Source organism: Bacteroides sp. AN502(2024) (genome assembly GCF_041227145.1).
GTDB lineage: Bacteria > Bacteroidota > Bacteroidia > Bacteroidales > Bacteroidaceae > Bacteroides.
Genome location: NZ_JBGFSP010000003.1, coordinates 1,877,334 through 1,902,262, shown reverse-complemented (window position 1 = coordinate 1,902,262; position 24,929 = coordinate 1,877,334). Strand labels below are relative to the sequence as shown.

19 protein-coding genes are annotated in these 24,929 nt (G+C 44.0%); 11 read left to right on the top strand and 8 right to left on the bottom strand.

Annotation, left to right across the window (positions count from 1 at the left end; genetic code table 11):
* Positions 1-6 precede the first annotated feature (6 nt).
* The 5 genes from AB9N12_RS07435 to AB9N12_RS07415 all read right to left on the bottom strand — a co-directional run bounded on the left by AB9N12_RS07435 (position 7) and on the right by AB9N12_RS07415 (position 7,525).
* Positions 7-3,318, bottom strand: coding sequence for a SusC/RagA family TonB-linked outer membrane protein (locus AB9N12_RS07435; RefSeq protein ID WP_369891031.1), 3,312 nt, complete (start codon positions 3,316-3,318; stop codon positions 7-9).
* A gap of 27 nt (positions 3,319-3,345) precedes the next feature.
* A complete protein-coding gene (locus AB9N12_RS07430; protein ID WP_369891029.1) occupies positions 3,346-4,512 on the bottom strand; it encodes a FecR family protein in 1,167 nt (388 codons plus the stop codon).
* 105 nt (positions 4,513-4,617) lie between these two features.
* Positions 4,618-5,190, bottom strand: a complete 573-nt coding sequence (locus AB9N12_RS07425) for an RNA polymerase sigma-70 factor (RefSeq protein ID WP_369891027.1) — start codon at positions 5,188-5,190, stop codon at positions 4,618-4,620.
* A 90-nt stretch (positions 5,191-5,280) separates the two neighbouring features.
* Positions 5,281-6,654 (bottom strand): hypothetical protein, encoded by a 1,374-nt coding sequence (locus tag AB9N12_RS07420; RefSeq protein WP_369892833.1) that lies wholly within the window; start codon positions 6,652-6,654, stop codon positions 5,281-5,283.
* Between the two features lie 349 nt (positions 6,655-7,003).
* Positions 7,004-7,525: an N-acetyltransferase family protein gene (locus tag AB9N12_RS07415; protein ID WP_369891025.1), complete on the bottom strand. Its 522-nt coding sequence runs from the start codon at positions 7,523-7,525 to the stop codon at positions 7,004-7,006.
* A gap of 516 nt (positions 7,526-8,041) precedes the next feature.
* Between AB9N12_RS07415 and dacB the strand changes: the two genes are divergently transcribed.
* The gene (dacB, locus tag AB9N12_RS07410) at positions 8,042-9,448 is read left to right on the top strand and encodes a D-alanyl-D-alanine carboxypeptidase/D-alanyl-D-alanine-endopeptidase (RefSeq protein ID WP_369891023.1); all 1,407 of its coding nucleotides are present in this window, start codon (positions 8,042-8,044) and stop codon (positions 9,446-9,448) included.
* Positions 9,449-9,617: 169 nt separating this feature from the next.
* On the opposite strand, the gene AB9N12_RS07405 is transcribed toward dacB, so the two are convergent.
* Together AB9N12_RS07405 and AB9N12_RS07400 are read right to left on the bottom strand one after the other, a co-directional pair.
* Positions 9,618-11,117: an acetyl-CoA hydrolase/transferase family protein gene (locus tag AB9N12_RS07405; RefSeq protein WP_369891021.1), complete on the bottom strand. Its 1,500-nt coding sequence runs from the start codon at positions 11,115-11,117 to the stop codon at positions 9,618-9,620.
* Between the two features lie 88 nt (positions 11,118-11,205).
* Positions 11,206-11,619: a ferrichrome ABC transporter substrate-binding protein gene (locus AB9N12_RS07400; RefSeq protein ID WP_369891020.1), complete on the bottom strand. Its 414-nt coding sequence runs from the start codon at positions 11,617-11,619 to the stop codon at positions 11,206-11,208.
* A gap of 334 nt (positions 11,620-11,953) precedes the next feature.
* Between AB9N12_RS07400 and miaB the strand changes: the two genes are divergently transcribed.
* Complete coding sequence (gene miaB / locus AB9N12_RS07395) at positions 11,954-13,327, top strand: tRNA (N6-isopentenyl adenosine(37)-C2)-methylthiotransferase MiaB (protein ID WP_369891019.1); 1,374 nt, start codon at positions 11,954-11,956, stop codon at positions 13,325-13,327.
* Positions 13,328-13,450: 123 nt separating this feature from the next.
* On the opposite strand, the gene AB9N12_RS07390 is transcribed toward miaB, so the two are convergent.
* Positions 13,451-14,164: a helix-turn-helix domain-containing protein gene (locus tag AB9N12_RS07390; protein WP_369891018.1), complete on the bottom strand. Its 714-nt coding sequence runs from the start codon at positions 14,162-14,164 to the stop codon at positions 13,451-13,453.
* 433 nt (positions 14,165-14,597) lie between these two features.
* Here AB9N12_RS07390 and AB9N12_RS07385 point away from each other — a divergent pair, with 433 nt between their 5' ends.
* From AB9N12_RS07385 to AB9N12_RS07345, 9 genes are all read left to right on the top strand, one after another.
* Positions 14,598-14,918 carry a hypothetical protein gene (locus tag AB9N12_RS07385; RefSeq protein ID WP_369891017.1) on the top strand — a complete coding sequence of 107 codons (321 nt, stop codon included), beginning with the start codon at positions 14,598-14,600 and terminating at the stop codon, positions 14,916-14,918.
* The gene (locus AB9N12_RS07380; protein WP_369891015.1) at positions 14,906-15,796 is read left to right on the top strand and encodes a DUF4373 domain-containing protein; all 891 of its coding nucleotides are present in this window, start codon (positions 14,906-14,908) and stop codon (positions 15,794-15,796) included. Before AB9N12_RS07385 ends, AB9N12_RS07380 begins: the two co-directional genes overlap by 13 nt.
* 121 nt (positions 15,797-15,917) lie before the next feature.
* Entirely contained in the window at positions 15,918-16,418 is a 501-nt protein-coding gene (locus tag AB9N12_RS07375) for an HU family DNA-binding protein (RefSeq protein WP_369891013.1), read from the top strand.
* Between the two features lie 84 nt (positions 16,419-16,502).
* Entirely contained in the window at positions 16,503-17,030 is a 528-nt protein-coding gene (locus AB9N12_RS07370) for an N-acetylmuramoyl-L-alanine amidase (RefSeq protein ID WP_369891011.1), read from the top strand.
* A gap of 5 nt (positions 17,031-17,035) precedes the next feature.
* Positions 17,036-17,131, top strand: a complete 96-nt coding sequence (locus tag AB9N12_RS07365) for a smalltalk protein (protein ID WP_005681936.1) — start codon at positions 17,036-17,038, stop codon at positions 17,129-17,131.
* 99 nt (positions 17,132-17,230) lie between these two features.
* Positions 17,231-17,932, top strand: coding sequence for a hypothetical protein (locus AB9N12_RS07360; protein WP_369891010.1), 702 nt, complete (start codon positions 17,231-17,233; stop codon positions 17,930-17,932).
* Complete coding sequence (locus AB9N12_RS07355) at positions 17,929-22,092, top strand: FG-GAP-like repeat-containing protein (RefSeq protein ID WP_369891008.1); 4,164 nt, start codon at positions 17,929-17,931, stop codon at positions 22,090-22,092. The genes AB9N12_RS07360 and AB9N12_RS07355 overlap by 4 nt, the downstream gene beginning before the upstream one ends.
* A gap of 125 nt (positions 22,093-22,217) precedes the next feature.
* The gene (locus AB9N12_RS07350; RefSeq protein WP_369892832.1) at positions 22,218-24,071 is read left to right on the top strand and encodes an RHS repeat domain-containing protein; all 1,854 of its coding nucleotides are present in this window, start codon (positions 22,218-22,220) and stop codon (positions 24,069-24,071) included.
* Between the two features lie 130 nt (positions 24,072-24,201).
* A complete protein-coding gene (locus AB9N12_RS07345) occupies positions 24,202-24,918 on the top strand; it encodes a DUF4304 domain-containing protein (RefSeq protein WP_369891006.1) in 717 nt (238 codons plus the stop codon).
* Positions 24,919-24,929: the final 11 nt, after the last annotated feature.

Below are 24,929 nucleotides of genomic sequence, written 5' to 3'. Positions count from 1 at the left end.
ATTTTTTTAGAGAGTTAAAGAGAGAGCGAAAGATACGCTCCGTGCAAAAGGATAATCGGTTCCACGTTCCTGTTTGATAGTAGTCAAACGGAAGATATCGTTCATGTATGCATTCAGTCTCAATGAACTGACACCCATTCTTCGGGCGATTTCAGGTGAGAATTCATAGCCGATGCGCAGAGACTCGAGTGACAGAGAGTTGTCTTTTTGAATGAAACGGGACGACATCGGAGTGGAGGTTGAATTGGCAATGTTCTTGAACTGTGCCTTGTCGCCCGGTTTTTGCCATCTGTCGTAGAAGGCACGTTTGTCAAGGTTGTAAATCATTTGTCTGGCACTTACATTTTCCACTTTTTCAAACAGGACGGAGTTGAATGAGTATCCGCCCATGCGATAACGGAAGTCAAGATTCACTGAGAATCCTTTCCATGCAAAGCTGCTTCCTATGACACCTTCTACTTTCGGGCGGCTGTTGGCAATCACCATTTCATCATCGTAGGAGAAGTCGTACGTCAGTTCTCCATTCTTCTTGATGAAAAGTTCCCGACCGGTGGCAGGGTCGATGCCCGCCGATTGTACTGCCCAGATGTCATCCGGATCGGCACCGTCGTAATAACGTTTGGTCGAACGGTTCTTTCCTTCATCGTCTCCTTCTCGCTGCTGTGAGTTGAAGGCTTCCAGTCGATTGCCGATGCCTGATAGTTTGTTGGAACCGTGACGCAATGTTCCTCTGACCGACCACCAGAAACGGTCTTCCATGTTGCGGAAGATATAATAGGTGGCTTGTGCCGTGAAACCTTTCGAGGTCTGTTTACCGAAATTCTTGTATATCATGTTGTTGGTGGCTCCCGAAGAAGCAGGCATGTAGATGCCGATGAGCAATGGGTCGGTTGTCTTGTAGTAATAGTCGCCAACGATAGTCAGGCGATTATTGAGAATGGTAATATCAAAACCGATGTTGCGGTCGATGGTGGTCTGCCATTTCAGGTCGGGATTACCCAACTGATTGAGCGAGGTGGTCATTCCGAAGTAATTGAATGAGTTGAAGTTGTAGCGGAATGTCGTGATGGTGGGCGATGAAGAGAAATTCTGGTTGCCCGGATTACCGATGGAGGCTCGTAGTTTCAGCATGGATATTCCGTCGAAGTTGTCGGAAATAAACTTCTCCCGGTGCAGATTCCATGCGAGTCCCACTGCCCATGTTCCGATGTAGTGTTTGTTGGTGCCGAATACGGACGCCCCGTTGACGCGATAACTGAAGTCGAGCAGGTAACGGTTGTCATACGAGTAGTTTCCGATCGCGTATGCACTGACCGAACGGTTGGTGCTTTCGTAATAGTTGGGCTTTCCTCCATCGGGATAACGGTTGGCAAACGACGGCAGCGTGTAGTCGCCTGTCGGGAAGCCGATGGCTGAATAGCCGTATGTCTTGGAATCGAGTTGTGACAGGTAACCTCCTAATGCAACGTTGAAGAGATGCTTTTCTTTCAGCAATTTACCATACGTGAAGGTGAGCTCTCCTTCGTATTTGTTACTTTCAGTCTCTCCATAGTTGTATGAACCCCGTTTGGTGTATTCCGTTTCGAAGAACCTGGTGTTGAGAGGTGAAGCGAATGCTTCCGAATTGCTGTTGGAGTGCGTGATTCCGAAACGTGCACGTATTTTCATCGATTCGATCGGAGTGTATTCGGCGATGAATTTGTCGGAGATCGAGAATCCTTTATTTTTGTTATAGCTGTTCTGTGCTGCGTTGTACAATGGGTTGGCTGCCTGTATGTATTTATTGTATTCTAGCCATCTTTCCACTTCTCCGTCTTCATTATATTTCGTATAATAAGGATTGGCCTTGGCATATTCGGAGAATCCTACCGTTGGGTTCTTGCTGTCGGTTCTATCGAGATAGAATTTATTGGTGAACTGTAGTTTGTCCAATCGGTAAGTCAAGTCGATATTTCCACTGATATTATTACGGTCTGACTCTTTCATCACACCTGTGATGCCATTGTAGGATAATCCCAGTCCGAACATGAAAGCACCTTCTCCACCATCGGCATAGACGGAATGGCGGTGGTTGATTCCGGTACGTAACGGATCGGAAAGCCAGTATGTATCTACTCCTCGCGTAATGTCGTTCAGTTTGTTATTGTACGATTGTTGTAATAGCAGTTCCTGTACCGGATCGGACGAGTTGTACCTTCCCACGAGCTTCTCGAATTCCAGTTTTTCTCGAGCGTTCATCAGGTTGTAGCTGGTCAGGTCTGCCCAGGAGATGTTGGCGGAGCCGTTGTATGACAGATGGAGTTTACCTGATTTGGGCCGTATGGTTTCTACCACTACTACTCCGTTGGATGCTTTCGAACCGTAAATGGCTGTTGAAGCGGCGTCTTTCAGGATGGTGATGGATGCGATACGGTTCATATCCATATTGTAGATAGTTTCCAGGGTTGTTTCGAATCCGTCGAGAATGAACAAGGGTTGGTTGGGATCCTCTGCCAGTTCGTCTCGCGTACTGATAAGGCTGGATTTACCGCGTATCTCAATGTCAGGCATTCGGTTCGGGTCGGATCCGAATGAACTGTTTTCCAAGACATTGAATGAGGGGTCCAGTGTTTTCAAGCTGGCAATGGCGTTGGTTGTTCCCACCGCTTTCAGCTCATCGGTAGTGAAGGTAGAAGCAGAACCGGTAAAGCTCTCTTTCATTTTGTTGATGACACCGGTGACTACCACTGCATCCAGTTCGTTGACATTCTCTACCATGACTATTTTCAGCGTGCTTTCTCCACTGTACACCACGTTTTGTGTTTTCATTCCGATGGATGTGAAGTTCAGCACTGTTCCATGAGCCAGTGGTTTGGCAAAAGCGAAATTTCCGTCAATGTCGCTGACTGCTCCCTGACTTTTGTCTTGTGTGAAAATGTTGACTCCCGGAATCCCCAGACCTTCTTTGTCCAGCACGCGTCCTTTCAGTAAGGTTGTATTGGCTGTTTTTTTACCATCGGCCGAGGTAATAACAATGGTTTTCCCTTTGATGCTGTACGACAGCCCGGTGCCTGTAAGCAGTTTTTTCATGACCTGATCGATGTCTGCATTCTTAAAAGAGGCCGACACGCGGATACCTTTCGTCAGTGCTGTGTTGTAGAAAAGCTGATACTTGTATTGCTTGCTCAGTTTTTCCAGTACCTCCGCCAACGGTTTCTTGTTGGCCGTCATTGTGATTGCTTCCTTTCGTACGTTTTGTGCGTGCACTTCCGGAGCTGAGAAGGACAGGATAAATGCCAATAGCATCATCAGTCCTCGTGAGATAAATCTTACTTTCATCTTGTGCATTTTTATATATGATTAGACTTAATGTTGATTTTCTTTCTTTCGAACTTCTATTTTCTTTTCCTGTTGGAGGTGAAAGTCAAGCTCGTTGGTCATCCGAAGCGCTTCCAACGTCTCCATAAGAGGCTGCTTGCGTGAAAGTATGCCCGTGTATCGCATGTGCTTGATGTCATCGTCTATAACGATGTTCACGTTATACCAGCGAGAGAGTTTACGCATGATGTTGTGGATGGTTTCGTTGTGAAACACGAACTCTCCATTGGTCCAGTCGGTGATAGTGGACAATACAGGGTCTGTCACATCGTATGTATGGGTCTGTTGATGATAAGTGAACAGTTGTCCGGGAATCAATGTCACAAGTGGTTGCTTTTCTTTGTAGATAGTCACACTGCCTTTTACGAGTGTGATGCTTGTTTCATCTTCTTCCTGATAACTTTTGATGTTGAAGGCGGTTCCGGTAGCTTCTACTGTCAACTCTTCCAATTGTACAATGAAAGGTTTTTCTTTATTGGTTGTCACGTCGAAATAAGCTTCTCCGTGCAGTCTCACTTGGCGAGTATCTGCTTCGAAATGAGCGGGAAACAGTAGTTCCGAATCTGTATTAACCTGTATTCCTGTTCCGTCTTCCAGTGTCAGTTTCTGCTCTCCTCCTGCAGGCACGACGAGTCTGATGAATTTTTGCTCCTGCGGCAGTCGGATAGCGACTTCCTTTTTCCCGTCGTTCGTATTGTTAATGAGCCGGTCTCCGACAACGATCCATTTTTTCTCGTTTAACGTTACCGTATCGTTATTGGTGGAGATGAATGCTTTTTCGTTACCGGGAATGGCTGACGCCCATTGTGGTATCGGTTGCTTATTTGATGTGGTGTATAAAAGATAGCTGATGCATAAAAGGGCACACAGACAGGCTGCCATGCTGATAAATCGCATGTAGTATACTTGGGTGTGTTTGCGTGGAACGAGTGAAAGTCTCCGTTGTACCTGGCGCAAAGCACTCTCAAGTTCGATAGCATCGCGAAATTTGATTTCATCCGTTAGCTTTTGTTGCTGGCAGATATTTCTGTACAGGTCTGGCGACTTTTTTTTCCACTCTTTTAATAGGGCGGAATCAGACTTTTCTCCTGTGTATAACTCACGGGCGATTTCTTCTGCTATCTGTATGCTTTCTTTTAGTTTGTTTTCAGTCATTTAATATATTGCTTCTTTGCTATATTAAACAACTTTGTCTAAGATGAGTATGATATGAAAATGGCTTATTTCTTGTTTTATTTTGTTTTTGTCTTGTTTTTAGTATTATTGAGCTATTAAGAAAATCAACAGATAACGTAGTTCTTTTAATTCGACACGCAATTTAGCATAAGCGTGCATCTTGTGAGTCTTTACAGTGGTGATAGATATTTGTAACAATTCCGCAATTTCTTGGTTGGATTTGTTCTGTAACGAGAGCAAGATGATTTTTTGTTCACTCGGAGTGAGTTCTTTGATTTTCATATGAATGATGGAAGACACTTCTTCTTGAATAACATTCTCTATGATGAACTCTTCGCTTTGTATTTTTTGTAGTTGGTCGCTGGCGTATCGTTTTTTTACATCTTCATGTTTCAGGTAGTTGAGGATGCGGTTGGAAATGGAACGGTAAAAGAAAGCTTTGATTGTGAGCAGCGAGTTGAACTTGGTTCTCTGCTCCCAGAAACTGACAAATACGTCTTGAACGATGTCGCGTGCTTCTTCTTCATTCAAGCAATACCGACAAGCAAAGGAGATGAATGTAGCATAATATTTTGCAAAAAAGAGATTGAATTCTTTTTTGCTAGTTACTCCTTTGCTTGCCGGATGAGTGTTATTGTCTTGCTTTATTCTATTCATAAGGGATTTATTCTACAAAAATAGCGATATTTTTTGCTTGAAAGAACTTTTTGATAGTTTTTTCTTTCCCTTTGTATCATTGTTTATAGATTACCACACCGCTTCTATGGCTGCCGGATAAATCCGTTGCGGGTCGAAGAAGGTGGCGCAGCTGTTCACCATGTGCTTCAGGTCGGGTTTTACTTTGCCTTGAAACACTTGTTTGCCGTTTACCGTCAAGGTGACTTTTTGTTTCAGGTTTATCAGTTCGCTGTTGAGATAAATAAGTATTTTTCCTGTTGCGGCAGGGGTGTAGCTTTTCTTAAATTTCAGTTCGATTCCCCACTGTGGATCTTTCTGGATGGTTTCGTACGTTACATTGTCCACATTCAGAGTGATATGATTGTTTTCAATGGTCATTTCATAACGAGTGCGTGCATTTTCATCAGGGCGTTCCTTGATGGCGAGATTGTAAAATCCCTTGCGACGACGGCCATCCATTTCAAAGTCTTCCCAGAGAACATATTTCGGATAAGGATTGCGAGTGTATTGCTTCAACCATGGAGTGGTAGGACGATAGTCAATATGATGGCCCATGTTAGGAATCAGTTCCACACGATGGGTAAAAAGTCCGGGATGCTCCTTTTGCAGTTTCTCGAATTCTTCTTTTATGTAGCCTGTCAGCATGTTGCGGTAGAATCCTCTGTCTACGGCTCCCGTACGTAATGAGAACGCAATGTTTGCGCAGTTTTCTGCAGGTGCGTTTTTCAGAGGCTCGCCACCTGCCATCGGACCTGCTCCGGCAAGATAATCGGCATAGAAAGATGCAAGGCGTTGGCTACCATATCCTCCTTCGGAGATGCCGAAGATATATATTTTGTCGGGGTTGATTTGTTCCGAAGCGAGTGACTGGCGAAGGAGTTTTTCCCATGCGTATTGTTTGGATTTTTGCCACCAGCGGTAATATTCGCCCTCGTTGGGTATTTGTGGGATGAAATAGGCAGACGGTGCATCATCAAAATCCCGGCAGATTTTCAGTCCTGTAACCCATTCCATAGCTTTCGGTCCTGAGCCGTGAGTATAAAGAAACAGCGGATAACCTTTATCAGGTTTTGCATTGCCTTTAGTTCCCCAATAGTAATGCATCACAGCTTTCGGTTCCAATTCAGCGGGTAGGTTCCATTGTCCGCGTGTCTTGTCAGATAAAGATTGAAGCGGGATTAGTTTTTCCTCTTCCGACTGGTTGTTGGCTGTTTTCCATGCGTCCCACACGGATTGGCGGTATTGTTCGATCTTTGAAAGATTGAGTCGTTTCCCTTTCTCGAACATGAAATTCTTGTCCGGTGATGCCAGATAGGCGGAGAAATGACTGACAAGCGTGGTGTTGTCTTTGTCCGTGGTGCCATTAGCTGCAATGGCATCGTTTCCTTTTGTTCCTAAGCAGAGGAACAGACCGCATATAGCGGCATTCTGCATAACATTCATTGCTTTCATTGTGTCATGTTTATATAATGATTTTTAATTTGTTTTTCCGTCTGTCCCGTTGCCTGTTCGAGAGTTTTTGTTATTTTTTATCAACTCCTGTCTTGAAGATTGGCTGCGGCAAATGTATAGATTTACTTTGGAATGCGAAACTTTTGGGAATCTTTTTTCTTTTGCAGACTTATCCAAGAGGTGTTCATTCTTCACGGCTCTTATGTCACTTCTTGCTTGTGCCGTTTCTTTCCCCCCTGCTTTACAAGGCGGGCATCTTTGCGCTCGATGCCGGTGCCATGGGTATATACACCGGTGCCACCGTTCATGAGGTGGTCCACGTAGTAGGAGCCTCCAACAACTATTTCAGCGGGCGTTTCATCAGTATATCTGTCTGTCTGTCGTCGCCAAGCACAAAGATATGCTTGTCGAAAGCCGTAAATCCGTTTTTAGTGTAGAAAGCGATGGCGCGTTCGTTTTTCTCCCATACGCCCAGCCACACGTAGTCGAGTGCATGCGCCAACCCCACTTCTACAGCCTTGTCGTAGAGCATTTGACCGACCTTTTTGCCATGATAGGCCCGTAGCACATAGATCCTCTCGATCTCGATCGACCTGCTGTCTTGCAGTTCGGTTTGCGATTCGCCGAAATTCAACTTCAAATAGCCTATCACCCGGCTGCCATCCATTGCAAAATATATGTCTGATAGGCTGTCGCTCAGCTCGCTCCTCATTTTGTCGTCTGCAAATCCTGTTTGCAGATATTTCCGCATATCCTCCTCACTATTATGTAGTGCAAAGGTCTCAAAAAAAGTCTGTCTGCCTATCTCCTGCAGCAAGGCCACATCATCGGTTGTGGCTTTTCGGATCATGATTTCTTCCATAGGGTATCTTGATTTCTGATGTTATTATAGCCTGTCGGGCATTTGCCATGCTTTCGTCGTAGCAGTCTCCATGCCCGTGGTCTTTGCAAAGTTACAACAATTAAGGTAAGACTCCAACCGGTTTTGAGTTTATTTACCATGATTTACGCCTTTCGACAATGCCTGCATGGGTCGCCACTGCGAGGCAAAACTAAAATACGTGTAAGCCGAGTTTGGCACTATGTTTGTACATCAAGACCCACCTCCACAACCACGGTCATGTATATAGCGAAGACCAAAAGCTGTTTCGCCCCATAGGTTACGACGAGGCTTAGCGCCATGCAGGCAGTGTGGCGACAGAGACCGAACATGGGCACAATCCATTGGCTGTTTGCATGATTTAACGATGAGTTAGTTTTGCGTTGTTGATCTGAGTGGATTTCAGTAGGAAAGTTTTATATTTGCAGATCCGATTCAATGGAAGAGTATCATTTAAATTATGTGTAACGTGTGTCAATCAATGAATGCTAATTGGAGATGAAAAAAACTTTTCTGATCATTATCATGTCAGCCTGTTTCCCCTTTTTATGGGGGCAAGGATCGGTGCTTCAGATAGATTCGCTTATCAAGAAGATGCTCCCCGAAGCATCGGAGGTTGGCGTATCCGTTTACAACCTGACGGCTAAGAAATTACTTTATAATTATCGTGCGGAGAAACTTTCCCGTCCTGCCTCCACCATGAAGCTGTTGACAGCTATTACCGCTCTCTCCCGCCCTGACGGCAATGAGCCTTTTCGTACAGAAGTGTGGCACGACGGGGTGATAGAACACGATACGTTGCAAGGTAATCTGTATGTAGTGGGTGGTTTCGATCCGGAATTTGACAGTGGGTCGATGGATTCGTTGATAGAAGAAGTGCTCACTTTCCCTTTTTCTGTGATTAACGGGCAGGTGTATGGCGATGTCTCGATGAAAGACTCCCTTTATTGGGGAAGTGGATGGGCGTGGGACGATACGCCTGCGGGCTATCAGCCTTATCTGTCTCCGTTAATGTTCAACAAGGGGACTGTACAGGTCTCTGTTGTTCCTTCTACGGTACAGGGCGATACGGCCACTGTCTCTTGTCATCCTGTATCTTCCTATTATACAGTGACGAACCGGACCAAAACACGTACTTCCTCTGCCGGAAAGTTCTCTTTCACACGAGATTGGCTGACGAATGGTAATAATCTCCTTGTTTCGGGCAATGTCACTTCGATCCGAAAGGATGATGTTAACATCTACGATTCTTCCCGTTTCTTTATGCATACATTTCTGGAACGCCTTCGTGGGAAAGGAATCACTACTCCCCAGTCGTATGGCTTTGCCGAATTACCTCGCGACAGCGTGAAAGTGGAGCGGATGGCTTGCTGGAATACTCCCGTGCAGAAAGTGCTGAACCAGTTGATGAAAGAGAGTGATAACCTTAATGCGGAAGCTTTTCTCTGTCGTCTGGGGGCGCAGGCCACGGGAAAGAAGCAGATAGCCGCTGAAGATGGTATTGTAGAGATTATGAAACTGATCCGTCGCTTGGGACATGATCCGAAAGACTATAAGATTGCTGATGGCTGTGGACTTTCCAATTATAATTACCTCTCTCCTGCCCTGCTGGTGGACTTTCTGAAATATGCGTATTCGCAGACAGAATTGTTTCGGATGTTGTATAAATCACTTCCTGTTGGCGGGGTGGACGGAACTTTAAAATTCCGGATGAAAAGCGCTCCTGCATTTCGGAATGTGCATGCCAAGACAGGGTCGTTTACGGCAATAAATGCATTGGCTGGCTATCTGAAAATGAAGAACGGGCATGAAGTGGCCTTTGCCATTATGAACCAGAATGTGCTTTCGGCTGCTAAGGCGAGAGCGTTTCAGGATAAGGTGTGTGAGGTGATAATCGGGCGATAATTGATCGTGTCAATTCCTTTGCGTCGGTTGCCGGCTACGTTGGCGGATTCGTGTTTTGAACGGACGGATAAAAAATTGTATTCCCTAATAAATAAAAATTGTTGGATTTTGTTTACCAGAGAATACAATTATATGGAGTTAGAATCAATATTGTAAATCCTGTTTCTATTTACTTCGCATATCCAGCCCAGTTTGTATTTCTCATATCACCACTCTTAGCCAATTCTGCGTGCATGCCGAGCGCAGCCTGAATAGCGTGTGGAGTCTGATGTTTGTCACCTGCCAGCTTCGTGTAATCCCAAAGCAACTCTTTGTAGTCAGGGTGGGCACAGTTCTCGATGATGGCTTGTGCGCGTTCTTTCGGACTCTTGCCACGGAGATCGGCTACACCTTGTTCGGTGATAACAACATTGACATCGTGCTCTGTGTGGTCGTGGTGGGATACCATCGGTACGATCGCACTGATTTTACCTTCTTTGGCCACAGACGGACAAGTGAAGATGGAGATGTAAGCGTTGCGGGTAAAGTCGCCCGAACCACCGATACCGTTCATCATTTTTGTTCCGCCGATATGGGTAGAGTTTACATTGCCGTACAGGTCAACTTCGATAGCCGTATTGATCGAAATGACACCGAGGCGGCGTATTATTTCCGGGCTGTTTGAGATTTCCGAAGGACGGAGAACAAGCTTATCGCGGAAGAAATCCATATCGTTGTAAATGCCTTCCAGACAGTCGTTTGTTACAGTCAGTGAACAGGCACTACCGAATTTAATACGTCCTTCGCGGATCAATCCGATCACAGAGTTTTGGATTACCTCTGTGTACATTTCGAATGGAGGGATCGTCTTATCACGTCCTAATGCACCAAGCACAGCATTGGCAATGTTTCCTACACCCGATTGCAAGGGTAAGAACGTGGACGGGATGATACCGCGTTTCATGTCGGCAGCAAGGAAGTCGGCAACATTCTGTCCGATTTTATCGGTCAACGGGTCGGCAGCGGCGAAAGAACGGGCTTCGTCCGGCCAGTTGGTTTCTACTACGCCAATAATCTTTTTCGGGTCTACCTGGACGTAAGGTACCCCGATACGGTCACTCGGTTTGTAAATAGGTATTTCGCGACGGTAAGGCGGGTCGAGCGGTTCGTACACGTCGTGCATGCCCATACCTGATTTGCTATGTGCGCTGTTCAACTCTACGATAATCTGGTCGGCAAGACGACAGATGGTGGGAGCGATACCACCGGCGGCAGTCAGATAAATCTTTCCGTCCGGGGTCACTTCGCAGGCTTCGATGATGGCTATGTTTACTTTCCCCATGAATCCGTAGCGCACTTCCTGTGCCATTTGTGAGAGATGTATATCGTTGTAGGCAATCTCTCCGTTGTTCACAGCTTTTCGGAAATCAGCATTGGTAGTATAAGGGGCGCGGTAGCGGATCGCTTTGACACGTGATAGCACGCCGTCGCAGGACTCTCCTGTAGATGCACCTGTGAAAATTCCTACTTGAAACGGATTTCCTTTCGCGTGTTCTGCTTCTGCAATTTTTGCGAGTTCGGCTGTTACAGCCTTGGCCGTTCCGGCGGGAGTAAATCCGCTTAGGCCGATGTTGTAGCCATGTTTGATCAGGCTTGCAGCTTCTGCTGCCGAAATACGATTGAGTGACATAAAGAGTAAATTTCGTGTTAAAATGCAGTTGATATTTAATAAGTTAATAGTTCTATTATCCTTCCTTGATATGTCTTTACAACGTTCCTCAGTATTTCCGGTGAAGTATTTCTCCCCAGATAATGGCCCGGCGTGCTTCTTCCGCTGAATGAATTGCGAAATCATCTTTATTGTCGGCGGCACTGCTCGCAAGGGATGTGGCCACGGATACTTCTCCTTTTTTCTTTTGTTGTTTCGGCGTTTTCTGCTTCGAATACTGTTGTTTGGAAGATGGTTTGTCAGCCGGTTGTTTGCGGGGGATCGGCTGGGGTAGTTCGTCCGCTAACTGGGGCCTTCCCCAAGCTTCGGGCATAGGGATGCTATCGGGGGTTGCTTCAACCGGAGATGGCATTGGGGGAACGGGGCGTCGGGCTTTTTTCGCCTTGCTGCTTTTATTCACCTCTTTGAATATTCCCACAAGAATGACGCCTGCTATCAAGAGAAATCTAAGAAAATCTTCCATTGTGCTTCACATCTAAATAGTTATCCGCCAAAGATAGGTATTTTATCTGGTTTAAACTAACATTTGGGCATGAAAAAAGGGCAGCTTCACAGCTCCCCTTAATTTTTTTAACCTAAACCTTAACTATGAAAAAATCTAATGTTTCTTTCATTGTACAAATGTGAAAGATAAATTTAAATTTGCCAAGTATATTGATGAGAAATATTTATTCTCTTAACATTAATTACAACATTGCTTGCTAAATCATAAGTTTTAGCGTTATTTCTGTGTCAATTCACTACTTATTGAAAGTGAAGCCGTATCTTTGCAGGCGAAAATTAAATAATAATCTGTTATGAACGAATGGACGGAAGCGGACTTTAAATCCGCAACTGAAATGACTGATGACAACAAGAAGTTGTTTATCGAAACCTATGGCTGCCAGATGAACGTGGCCGATAGTGAGGTGATTGCCTCCGTAATGCAAATGGCGGGTTACTCTGTAGCTGAAACGCTCGAAGAGGCTGATGCTGTGTTTATGAACACCTGTTCGATCCGCGATAATGCGGAGCAGAAGATTCTGAACCGCCTGGAATTCTTCCACTCACTGAAGAAAAAGAAGAAACATCTGATTGTGGGTGTGCTGGGTTGTATGGCTGAACGGGTGAAGGATGATTTGATTACGAATCATCATGTTGACCTTGTAGTGGGGCCGGACGCTTACATGACCTTGCCCGACCTGATTGCCGCCGTTGAAGCCGGTGAGAAGGCGATTAATGTAGAGCTTTCTACTACCGAAACTTATCGGGATGTGATTCCGTCGCGTATCTGCGGCAATCATATTTCCGGCTTTGTATCCATCATGCGTGGCTGTAACAATTTCTGCACCTATTGCATCGTCCCCTATACTCGTGGACGTGAGCGCAGCCGCGATGTGGAAAGCATCCTTAATGAAGTGGCAGACTTGGTAGCAAAAGGTTATAAAGAAGTTACCCTGTTGGGACAAAATGTCAATTCCTATCATTTCGAGAAGCCGACAGGCGAAGTGGTTACCTTCCCGATGCTGCTCCGAACGGTGGCTGAAGCAGCTCCGAGGGTGCGTATTCGTTTCACGACTTCCCATCCGAAGGATATGAGTGACGAAACACTGGAAGTAATTGCGCAAGTACCCAACGTATGCAAGCATATCCACCTTCCTGTGCAGAGTGGCAGTTCCCGCATCCTCAAACTGATGAACCGCAAATATACCCGCGAATGGTATTTGGACCGTGTGGCCGCTATCAAACGCATCATCCCCGACTGCGGGCTGACAACGGACATATTCTCCGGTTTTCATTCTGAAACGGAAGAAGACCATGCCCTGTCCCTCTCCCTGATGGAAGAGTGCGGATACGATGCCGCTTTCATGTTCAAATATTCCGAGCGTCCGGGAACCTATGCTTCGAAACATCTTGAGGACAACGTGCCGGAAGACGTGAAAATCCGTCGTCTGAATGAGATTATCGCTTTGCAGAACCGTCTGTCTGCCGAGTCCAACCAGCGTTGCATCGGAAAGACGTATGAAGTGCTTGTGGAAGGTGTTTCCAAGCGTTCGCGCGATCAACTGTTCGGGCGTACGGAACAAAACCGGGTGGTGGTGTTCGACAGAGGTACGCATCGTATCGGTGATTTTGTCAACGTACGTATCACGGAAGCCAGCTCGGCTACACTGAAAGGGGAAGAAGTTTAATTTCACCACAGAGGACGCAGAGGATACAACGTTTTTTTATTATATTCTGTTAGGTTCTGTCGGCCTAGCCTTGTTGTGCATAGAGGGAGTCGATTCTTTGTTCTGTGTCCTCTGTGGTGAATCTTATAGCATCATGTGCCTGCGAATCGAGAACTTCACGATTGCCATCGCATTGATGGATGCGAATGGAATATCCATCGGCTCATGATGCGTATTGTAACTCACCAATTTGATACACCCTTCTTTCTCCGACCGGTTTGCATATTTCACTGCCAGATACTCGTCTCCGTCAATCATAAACGACACTAGGTATATTTCTCCGTAAATAACGTTGTCGAAACTGCTGATTTCTTTGTATCCGATGATATCCCCCGATTTCAGTATGGGATACATGCTGTCTCCGTTTACATAAACCGCCCCGTCACAAACGGAGATATTCGGAATCAATATCTTCCCCAGTTCGTACTGCTGCTTGTTAACGAATAATGTCTTCAGATTTGCAGCCGCTGTAATGTCGTATAGCGTCACACTCCGGTCGTCTACCCGTTCCGCTGTTTTAGGATTGTGTATAATCTCCACTTCTCCCTGTGCCAGTTCGCTTTCGCAGAATCTTGGCTGATGCTTCGGATTTCCTTTTCCCAAAAGAAGCCAGTTGTAATCTACCGTGTTTCCCAATTTGTTGAGTAGTAGGCGGAAATCTATGCTGTTTCGTGCGCACCAATTGGATACTGTGCCACGTGAAACACCTAAATATTCAGCTAATTCGCTGTCGTTCTTGAAGTTCAGAGCCTGTTTGGCACGCTTCACGATTCCTGTAACATCCAGAAATGTATCCATTTTATTATTGTTTAATTTTGATGTAAAAATTCATGAACTTGTTAATTGCTCATTGATAATCTGTTATCTTCTTTTTGAAAATTAATTTCTAAAACTTCTATTTTCTTTTTGAAAACTATTTTATCTTTGTAGCAAATAAATCAGAATTCTGTTTCAAAATTATAAATTTAAAATGGAAAGACCATGAGAAACCGTATAAAGTTTACGAAAGGTTGCAAAAAACCTCATCCGCCGCCTTTTAAGAAGCCGTGCCGGATGGACGGAAGCAATATAAAGTCCGCTTACAGCATCTATATATCTTGCGTGTAGCATCTATATATTTAATGTGCAGCCGATATATCTCCAATATATAGCAACTATATGTCCTGCGCGCAAGCTATATATCTCCAAGATAAAAATTTTAAATATGAAAACTATAAAATAGAAAAACAGTATGGAAACTTTGATGAATCAATCTCTGCACATCTGCGGATGTTGCAAGCGGGAGCTTCTGCAGGAAGCCTTTTATATGAACCGGCGTACCCGGACTATAGACAACTACTGTAAAGAATGCCGTAAGGCAAACGCACGTAGGTATCGCAATCAGGATAAAAGTATATTATTTGAAAACAAACCCCTTTCTTATCCGGTGATAACCGAGGTGAAGGATGACGCTTTACGTATGTTCCTCATCCGCCATGCCCTGCAGGTAGTAGCGGACAGTATCCGTCGGAAACAGGAAAAGGAAAAACTACGCGCACTATGGGAAGAATAAAACGGGGACTGGATTATTTTCCCATGAGCACCAGTTTCATGCACGACCGCATGGTGCGTCGTGTCATGAAACGTGAAGGTGACGCCGCTTTTGCCACATTGGTAGAAACGCTCTCGTACATCTATGGCGGAAAAGGATATTACATTTCTGTCAATGATGAGTTTTACGACGAACTGACGGACGCCCTTTACAGTACGGACATGGATGATGTGAAACGTATCATCGCTCTTTCTGTGGAATGTGGGCTGTTTGATGCCGGGCTTTACCGGCAATATGACATCCTGACTTCCGCCGACATTCAGCGGCAGTATCTCTTTATCACCAAGCGTCGCAGCAGTTCGCTGATAGAACCTGCTTACTGCCTGTTGGGAGCGGAAGAGCTTGGATCCTACCAATCTTCTCAAAGCAACAAAAACAGTGCGGGTAATGCCAATAACAAAACAGCCTATGATGTAACATCGACTACTGATTCTGTAACATCAAGTACTTGTTCTGTAACAATGGAAGCTGAATTTGCGACATCGGGTACACAAAACAAAGAAAAACAAACAAAAATAAATCAAAATAAATTAAACCACCTCTCTGACTCTCCTCAAGGAGAGGATGGAGGAGGAAAAAATTTGAAAAGAAGGAAGGTGATGACGCAAGAATACATCGACAATATGCAACCACCGTGCGATGGCATGCAGCGTAATTTCGGAGGATTGCTGGAGAACCTTCGCTCTTACAAGATTCCACCTTCCGAGCAATACGCCATTATTCTGAAAAGCAATTTTGGAGCTATCGGAAACCCTGTATGGAAGGGCTTCAGCAACATCCGAGGGAGTAATGGTAAAATCAAATTGCCGGGACATTATCTTTTGAGCGTAATTAATTAATTTATGAACGCACTTTGAAAAAATGATTGGGGCAGTTTGAATAATACCTGTATCTTTACAGTGTCATTAAGCTTGAGGACAAAACTAAACTAATTTATTAACACAAAAAACTATTACAATTATGCCTATATTGTACAAACCGTTCCAGTCGGTTCTGGAAGACAAGAACAAAAAGAAACTATTTCATCCCCGTGTGATATACACGGGCAACGTGTCGACCACCCAACTCGCCAAAGAGATAGCCGCTTACTCGTCTCTTTCCACAGGTGACGTGAAGAACACGATTGATAACCTGGTGACAGTGGTTGCCCAGCACCTGCAAGCATCGGAAAGTGTGACGCTCGATGGCTTCGGGACTTTTCGTATGGTGATGAAGTCCAACGGCAAAGGGGTTGAACTGCCGGAAAAAGTATCGGCTGCCCAGGCTTCCCTTACCGTCCGTTTCCTGCCCAACTATACCAAGAACCCCGACCGTACCACTGCCACCCGTTCTTTGGTGACAGGTGCCAAGTGTGTCCGTTTCGACCTTGCCGACACTTCGGTTTCGGGTGGCGGAGATAGTGGTAAACCTGGTGGTGGTTCCGATGAAGGTGGTGAAGAATCACCGGATCCGGCATCATAGTCTGTCTGTAGGACCTAACACAAACACGAATGACTGACTAAACAGAGCTTTTAACTAAACTAGTAAACTAAATTATCCATTAACATGCGAATCATCAATTTAATCGTGGTGCATTGCAGTGCCACGCGGAGGAATTGTACGCTCTCTCCGGAAGATTTGGACCGGTTGCACCGACGTCGCGGATTCAACGGGACAGGCTATCACTACTACATCCGCAAGGATGGAACAGTGTATCTCACCCGCCCGCTTGAACGCATCGGAGCACATGCTAAAGGTTTCAATGATCATTCAATAAGTATCTGTTATGAAGGTGGTCTGGACTGCCGGGGACGCCCGGCAGATACCCGGACTCCGGCACAGCGGGCTGCGCTCCGGAAACTCGTCGGGCAGCTACAGGAAAAATTTCCCGGCTGCCGGGTATGCGGACATCGGGATCTTTCTCCGGACTTGAATGGAAACGGTGAGATCGAACCGGAAGAGTGGGTTAAATCGTGCCCGTGTTTTGAGGTGGCAAAGGAATTCAAGGAACTTGAGGAGTTTGCTATCAAAACAACAAATACGGAAGTACGCAGAGTGAAACAACATATTAAAGAACAGAAAGGAGGTAAATAATGGCAATGAAGAAATCGGTATGGGATATGATCCTGAAAGTGGTTATCGCAGTGGCTTCGGCTTTGGCAGGCGTTTTGGGCGCTAATGCGATGAATTTGTAAAAAAAGAGAATAATCCCCACTATGCAAAATTGTGCGCGCCAGTTTGGCATGGCGGGGCTTTGTAGAATTATCCAATAGTGAATTATAACAATAAACACAATGACTAAACGAATTATATTCATATTATTAGCAGTATTTTTTGGATTGGGACTGCAGGCGCAAACCGTAGAAAAAAATGGTACCTATTATTATGACGCAATACCAGTGACATTCGACATTGGAAAAATGACATTTACGGATGTACGCGATACACGGAAAGTGCCACCTTGGTATAATAGCTTCATTTACATGCCTAGAGGGAGCAGTCATTATCAGAAGACTCAAGGGAATGCCGTTTTTTATCGGATGGAGATTCCGACCTCGGGAGATGTAATTGTCCATAACTGGAACTCACGCATGGGGTTCAGTTCCTTGTTTGTATATCGGCTCCTTTCTGAGCTTCAGCCAGATAGCAATGTAAACATAGAAGAGGTAGCAACTTTTGAAGAAGGAGACTTTCTGTCTCCAGATTTCGATCCAGAGGATCTTGGTATTCCTGAAGGTGTTTCTCCTGGGCTTGCTTATTTACATTTGAAGAACTTGTCCGCTGGTACCTATTTTATTATCACTGCGGGTTATAAATATTCGAATGCTTCCGTTCCCAACGGAGAATTGAGAATAAATATTATAGCCGATTTATCACCTGGCATTCCTGATGAACCGGAAATTCTGCCGGAGGAACCGAATGACAGCCCTGTACAATACCAATACGATCAGTCGGGTAATCGAATCAGAACTATTAAAAAACAACAAAGATTATGAGAAATATCATACAAAAAATAATTATTTTAGGGATCGCTTTATTGATAGCTATTTCAACAAAGGCACAGCAGGGAGCTGTAGTGCCAGAAGAAAGCAATTCCGCATATGATGTAGGCGAAATCCCTGTTCAATATGCTCTTACTCCTACCGGGGCAGTTACATATCAGGTGCCAATGGATATTCATCCTGACCCTGAGGAATTTCATCCCCGTTTGTCGTTTGGTTATAATAGCCAGCAGCGTGAAAGTGCAATGGGATATGGATGGAATATTGGCGGGCTGTCCGGTATTACCCATGTGTCTGGGACAATTTATTATGATGGAAAATCATCCCCTCTTTCCTTGAATGAAGACAAGCTGATGTTAGATGGCATGCGTTTGTTGAAGACCGGTACGGACGAATGGCAAAGCGAACAAGGGTTTATAAAAGTGAAGAAGCAAGCGGACGGTACATTAGTAGCTCGTTATCCGGATGGGAATACGGCAAAGTTCGAGACTTCTTCACAAGCTCCTTTCTGTTATGTGATGACATTGTATACAAATCGTAAAGGCCGATCTGTAAAATATGTCTATACACAGGCGGATAATTTGCCTTATATCCATAAGGTACTGTATGGAGAAGTCGAAGGTGCATATAATGATTCCGTAGTGTTTACTTATCGCAACGTGAATGCTGCTATCACTCGTTATACAGATGGAAAACCTTTAAAATACAGTCGTTTGCTGGAGAAGGTTGAATCGTTTTATAAAGGTAAACTGTGGCGGCGATATTTGCTTTCTTATCAGAACAGGGGTGTGAACCTGCCAATACAGTTAGCGTGTGAAACGAAAAATGGCAAGCTTAATCCTCTGCAATTCAGATATGGAGACGGAAGGAGTATCGAGTTTCTCAGTGGAAGTACGATTTATTTACAGAGGTATTTCCAGAACTCAGTTCAGGGTCCCAATTCTCATAGATCCCTTGCTTTATCACGCGGAAAATTCAATAGGGCATTGAAAAGTGACGGTTTGATTTCATATCCGGTGCTCGGTGAGTATACTGAGACACAACATTTATTGGTCTACAAAGATTTGTCGGGCTCAAATGTCTCTCCTGTCGTATTTACAGCCGGAAAAGGTTTCAAACAACTGGAAGCGTTAGATGTAAACGGAGACGGTCTGGAAGAGCCGGTAAAAGTAAATTATTGTGATGACAAATTGGTGGTATCGGTGTATACGAATGATGTCGATCCCAATCGGCATTCGGATTACATATATTCGGAGTGGGATGGATATATTCATGAACGACAGGTGATAACCGGTGATTTCAATGGGGATGGTAAAGTTGAGTTGCTGGCTATATCGAGTTGTTATAATTCGGATAAAAACAAATATCCTTCACGTGCCTTGTTGGTAGATTTGAATTATCGGAAGGCAATTTATGACGGAGCGTGTTTCGACTTTACATTGCATCAGGTGGATAGCAGGGCGTTGTACGCCGATCGCCTGATTCCTATGGACTATAATGGTGATGGCAAGACAGATATCTGTCTGATTAATATAAACGGGCTTTATGTTTATGAGTTCACCGGTAGCGGGTTCAGGCAGTTGGCATACTCTGGTGCAATTAATATCATGCATTTCAATTTCGAAAGCGCCACCATCAAAGACCGGGAGCTGATGGTGACTGATATGAACGGTGACGGAAATATGGATATTATTCTGGGACCTCGCCGTGTGCATTGCAAGGATGGTTTCAAGCATTTGGGAGACGGAATTTGTCATGGTGCATGTAATAGTGAAAGTAACTTGAAAAGTACCAGTGCCAGTGGGTATAAACATTATGTACATTCTTATTCGGGTCAGGAATGTACGGTCGATCCGAGTGTATCCCAGCGTGACCTTGTGGTCTTTGATTGGAATGTGGAGAACGGCAAGCGTTGGACATTTTTGATTTCTACGGGCAATTCATCTTATAGTGCCGTTAATTCGGGATTTAAGGTGCATACGGAAGAATTATTCTATTGTTTTCATGAGACAGTGGGGCTGAATTTCATGTTGCTAGATGTGGATAATGACGGGTTGCCTGATCTGTTGCGCAATGTTCGCGGGAAAATCTATGTTCATCTGAACGAAAACGGAAAGATAAGCCAGCATTATAATTACCGTTCGGTTTTACAGATGGATAACCTGTCGGCACAATTTGCCGTGGCGAATGTGGCGCAGCCCTACTATTGGTCAGGAAGTCTGATTTGCGTGGATAATGAGAAGCTTCATGTGTATAAATACAATCACAACGAGTCGAAAGAACGTATGCTGCGGGATTTTACAGACAGTTATGGAGTGACCTCAAACCACTATTATATGGATATAATGGAAACATCTGAGAATGGTTATGTGAGCCGGCCGGATATTTCATTGGGATATATCAGTTATCCTTATACGATAATGAATCCCCATTTGTATGTACCCGCATGGTTGAAAAAAACGAAAGGGAACGAGCAGCTTTCATGGGAATATTACAAGTACACCAATGCCGTGTTCCATCGTACAGGTCTGGGTTTCCGTGGTTTCCGGAAGATTGAGACAGAAGATGTGGTGAATAAACGTACGATGGCTTCTGTGTTCGATCCGGAGCTGTTGAGTACAGAGGTAAAAAAAGAAACTCCTACTGATACAGTTGTGCGTAAATATGTATTGGAGAGGGCGCAGGATAAAACTGTTCTTCTGAAATTGAAGAAAGAGACTGTGAAGGATGCTCTGAATGGTACGGAAAAGGTTATCACGTATGAGTATAACGACTACGGACAGGCAACCGGTATGTCTACTTCCTATGGTGCTCATTATACGGAAGCAAAATCATTCGGTTATCAGAATGTAGAAAACAACGACTGGTATCTGTTGGGGCTTCCGCTTTTCTCATGGACGCAAAGTTCTCGTAATGATTCGACTATTATTCAGGAAATAAGGACGGATTATGACAACCGGTATCTTCCTGTCCGTAAAACAAAGTTTGTCAACGGGAATATCACTTCCCAAGAACTTTACGAGTATAACGACAAACTGCAATTGGTCAAGCAGGAGCAGCGTTCCTATGACTCAGCAGATAAACTGACTAAAGTATTTGAATATAGTCGGGATGGGCGCTTGTTGAAAGAATCTGATCCTATGGGATTGTATATCAATTACGTTTATGATTTGGAAACCGGACTTTTGCAGAACAGTACCGATCATAAGGGGCGTATCATCCATTATGAGTATGATACATGGGGACATCTTATCAAAACCCGCTATCCTGATGGACGCGTGAAACAATTATCGACTGCGTGGAGTAGCGAAAGAGAACCGGGGTTGTATGTTGCAATCGTTACTGAAACAGGTAAACCTGTAACAAAAACGCATTATGACTATCTTAAACGGGAAGTACGTACATCACAGGTTCGCTTCGACGGAAGGGAAATGAAAACGGATAAAGTATATAATGTCAAAACTGGATTACTTGAAAAAGAATCGTTATCCACTACGGATAGTCTGCCCTCACGTTGGAATAGTCTGGTGTATGATAAGTTTGGCCGCCGTACTTCCACCCGCTATGCTTCGGGGAAAGTAGATTCTTGTGCTTATGGTGCCTTAACTGATACTATTATTGAAAATGGTATCCGCCATATCCGCAAGTATGACGAAACCGGACTGATGACACAGGCGACGGACGCTGCAGGAAGTATTGCTTACTATTACCGTCCCGATGGTCAACCGGTGGTGACAATAATTTCGGGAAATATACAAACCCGTTTTTATTATGATAAATATGGTCGTCGTACTGCTATTAAAGATCCTAGTGCAGGAATCCGGCGGACAGAATATGATGAAGCCGGAAATATTTGCAAAGAAACCGATGCTGACGGTCGTGAGATTGTGAAAGAGTATGACCGCTATGGCCGTGTCACGAAACAAGTAACACCGGATTTAACAACGGTTTATACCTACGATGACACGGAAACCTCTTGCTTTCCGCAGTGTCAAGTAATGGTAGTGCTCTACGTAATACCTACGATGAGTATGGCAGACTGGAAACGCAGCGTGAAGAAGCTCCAGATGGTAAATGGTTGCAGAAAACGTATGGTTATACAGTTGACGGATTGCCTGAATCCATTGCTTATACCTCTCAAAACGGTGCTTTGACCACAGAAGAGTTGTCTTACCACCACGGTTTCCTGACAGAAGTTCGTCTTGCGGACGGAACACTGGTCTATCGGTATGATGAAGAGAATTCACAGGGACAATTGACCAAGCTTACATGCGGTGAAATGCAACGTAATTATGCATTTGATGATTGGGGGTTGCCTGCAAGACGAAGTGTTATTCGTGCGGATAAAACAGTCATATCCGATTATAGTTACCATTTTAATGTAGAAAAGAATAATCTTGAGAGACGTACGAATGAAATTCGAAGAATGTCGGAGGATTTTGGTTATGATGAATTGAATCGTTTGTGTGCTTATGGTAATAATACCGTTCTTTATGATAATTATGGTAATATTCGCTGGAAGGGTGATGCAGGACAGTTGGTCTACACTGATCCTAACCGCCCATATGCTGTGACAGGTCTGACCCCTGTGGAAGACAATATTGTGAAGCCCGGTCTTGACATTACATATACCGCCGGCGAGCGTCCTTCTGTCATCACGCAAGATACGAAGAAGGCTGTGTTGGTATATAATGCTAATCATGACCGTATACGTATGCAGCTCTCGGTAAATGATTTGACTCAATTGACACGCTATTATCTGGGTGGTAACTATGAATTGGATATTGACAGTACGGGTATACAGGAAAGATTATACTTAGGTGGGGGGTATTATGATGCTCCTGCTGTGTTGGTGAAGCAAAGTGATGGTTCATCTGTTTACTTCATTCATCGTGATTATCTGGGTAGCATCTTGCAAATAACAGATGTGCAAGGAAGTGTGGTAGAAGAAAACAGTTTTGATGCCTGGGGATGCAGGCGTAATTCTTTGACACATGAGGTGTACGCTGACGGGAGTGCTCCGGAATTGATGCTGGGTAGAGGCTTTACAGGACATGAACATTTACCGATGTTCGGGCTCATTAATATGAATGCCCGTTTATATGATCCTGTATTAGGACGTTTTCTGAGCCCTGACCCTTATGTACAGATACTTGATTATACGCAGGCTTTCAACCGTTATAGTTATTGTATGAATAGTCCGCTGTGTTATGTGGATGAGAATGGGGAGTTCTGGTGGTTGATTGCGGCAGCCGTAATAGGTGGAGCGATTAATGTGGCGACTCATTGGGACAGCATAGATAATTTTGGGCAAGGCTTGGCTTATTTCGGAGTTGGTGCGGCAGCAGGTGCTATTGGTGCTGTGACTGGTGGTGCAGCAACTGCAGTGACTGGTTTAGGGGGTTTTGTAGGTGGTGCGATAGGAGGATTTGTAGGTGGTGCAACATCTGGCTTTACTCTAGGTTTTGGGAATACGTTAGTGGGCGGAGGAAATATTGGAGATGCTTGGTCTAACGGTCTTTATGGTGCATTATATGGTTCTGCTACAGGTACTGTGGCGGGTGGATTGATTGGTGGTGGCTTGTCTTTCGTCAAAGGACAGAATGTGTGGACTGGTCAGGAGATAGCTCAAGGACGTGGCGCTTTTTCGCTAAAAAACACACCGATAAATACAGTTGAACATCCTGAAGCGTTGAATTTTTCTATAGATGACGGGCTTTCTGTGTTGTCTAAAGACCCCTTGCTCAATAATATGAATAATACTCAGATGACTCCTTATGATAAAGGTCAATTGGGAGTAAATGAAGCGATGAGAGAATTTAGAGCAGAAGGAGGAACTGTATATCAAACAGAAGTCTCTGTAGATGTGCCTGACGGTACGGGTGGTATGATTCGTAACAGGTTTGATTTTGTTGGTGAATTGAATGGGAAATTGCATTTGTTCGAAGTCAAAAATGGTAGTACTGCGGGTTTCACTCCTAATCAACAAATTAATTTGCCTAAGTTAATGAGTAAAACGTCATTCATATTCAGAGGAGGAAATGCCTTAAAATCACCTTTTCTGAAGCCTTGGGTGAATAAACCATACACATCTCAGAAGGGTTTTGTTGTAGTTTATAAACATTATTTTTAAATGAAAGAATAAATTGAAAACAAATTCAGAGGGTTGATTATCCGCTGAATTTGTTTTTAATAGACGAATATTTTTAGAGATCTCATAAAGTTGTTAACTTTGAGATCGGAATTGAATATTAATTCAGAAAATGAAAGAAATGATAAAAAGAATAATGTCTTTGTTGGATACAAGATTCATTGAATACGGATTTGAAAGAAAAAAAACTTATGATGTTTTCATAAAGGAAGTAAATGATAATCTCATATATACCATAGGTTTCGGTGTTTCTCACGGTTCTTTGGGAGTATTTAACTTGAATCCCAATGTTGCAGTTTTATATAAAGATGAAAATGATATAGAGATGAAATTAAGAGGGATAAAATCAGATACTCCTGGCTATGTTGGCGGCAGAATTGGTATGCCTGTTGGTTATTTAATGCCTGAAAAAACTTATATCGAATGGCGTTTCTCAAAAAATGAGGATGTAGCTAGTGAAGCGAATAAAATGGCAGATGCTATCATAAAATATGGACTCCCTTATTTGGAAGAGTTATCAGATATGAATAATTTAATCTATGGCTTAGAAATAGGCAAATACTCTGATTTGGATGGAACCATGCTACCAGTGTTTCACTATCTGAATGGTGATATTAACCGTGCTTTTGAATGTATAGACGAGAATATAAAAAAGTTTTCGGTTTCTGGTTTGGAAGAATATGAAGTAGAAATACTAAAGAAACTAGCGTCAGACAATGGAGAGGTTTATGTAGATGACAATAATGTGCCAGAGTATTATCTTGAATTCATTGATAATTTTAAGAAAATGGTAGGAGTACATAAAGATGATAGTGTGGTGGATAAATAGGCTATAATTAA

Coding starts and splice junctions, on each gene's coding strand:
- AB9N12_RS07435 (WP_369891031.1), bottom strand. CDS start 3,318: ATGAAAGTAAGATTTATCTCACGAGGACTGATGATGCTATTGGCATTT.
- AB9N12_RS07430 (WP_369891029.1), bottom strand. CDS start 4,512: ATGACTGAAAACAAACTAAAAGAAAGCATACAGATAGCAGAAGAAATC.
- AB9N12_RS07425 (WP_369891027.1), bottom strand. CDS start 5,190: ATGAATAGAATAAAGCAAGACAATAACACTCATCCGGCAAGCAAAGGA.
- AB9N12_RS07420 (WP_369892833.1), bottom strand. CDS start 6,654: ATGAATGTTATGCAGAATGCCGCTATATGCGGTCTGTTCCTCTGCTTA.
- AB9N12_RS07415 (WP_369891025.1), bottom strand. CDS start 7,525: ATGGAAGAAATCATGATCCGAAAAGCCACAACCGATGATGTGGCCTTG.
- dacB (WP_369891023.1), top strand. CDS start 8,042: ATGAAAAAAACTTTTCTGATCATTATCATGTCAGCCTGTTTCCCCTTT.
- AB9N12_RS07405 (WP_369891021.1), bottom strand. CDS start 11,117: ATGTCACTCAATCGTATTTCGGCAGCAGAAGCTGCAAGCCTGATCAAA.
- AB9N12_RS07400 (WP_369891020.1), bottom strand. CDS start 11,619: ATGGAAGATTTTCTTAGATTTCTCTTGATAGCAGGCGTCATTCTTGTG.
- miaB (WP_369891019.1), top strand. CDS start 11,954: ATGAACGAATGGACGGAAGCGGACTTTAAATCCGCAACTGAAATGACT.
- AB9N12_RS07390 (WP_369891018.1), bottom strand. CDS start 14,164: ATGGATACATTTCTGGATGTTACAGGAATCGTGAAGCGTGCCAAACAG.
- AB9N12_RS07385 (WP_369891017.1), top strand. CDS start 14,598: ATGGAAACTTTGATGAATCAATCTCTGCACATCTGCGGATGTTGCAAG.
- AB9N12_RS07380 (WP_369891015.1), top strand. CDS start 14,906: ATGGGAAGAATAAAACGGGGACTGGATTATTTTCCCATGAGCACCAGT.
- AB9N12_RS07375 (WP_369891013.1), top strand. CDS start 15,918: ATGCCTATATTGTACAAACCGTTCCAGTCGGTTCTGGAAGACAAGAAC.
- AB9N12_RS07370 (WP_369891011.1), top strand. CDS start 16,503: ATGCGAATCATCAATTTAATCGTGGTGCATTGCAGTGCCACGCGGAGG.
- AB9N12_RS07365 (WP_005681936.1), top strand. CDS start 17,036: ATGAAGAAATCGGTATGGGATATGATCCTGAAAGTGGTTATCGCAGTG.
- AB9N12_RS07360 (WP_369891010.1), top strand. CDS start 17,231: ATGACTAAACGAATTATATTCATATTATTAGCAGTATTTTTTGGATTG.
- AB9N12_RS07355 (WP_369891008.1), top strand. CDS start 17,929: ATGAGAAATATCATACAAAAAATAATTATTTTAGGGATCGCTTTATTG.
- AB9N12_RS07350 (WP_369892832.1), top strand. CDS start 22,218: ATGCAACGTAATTATGCATTTGATGATTGGGGGTTGCCTGCAAGACGA.
- AB9N12_RS07345 (WP_369891006.1), top strand. CDS start 24,202: ATGAAAGAAATGATAAAAAGAATAATGTCTTTGTTGGATACAAGATTC.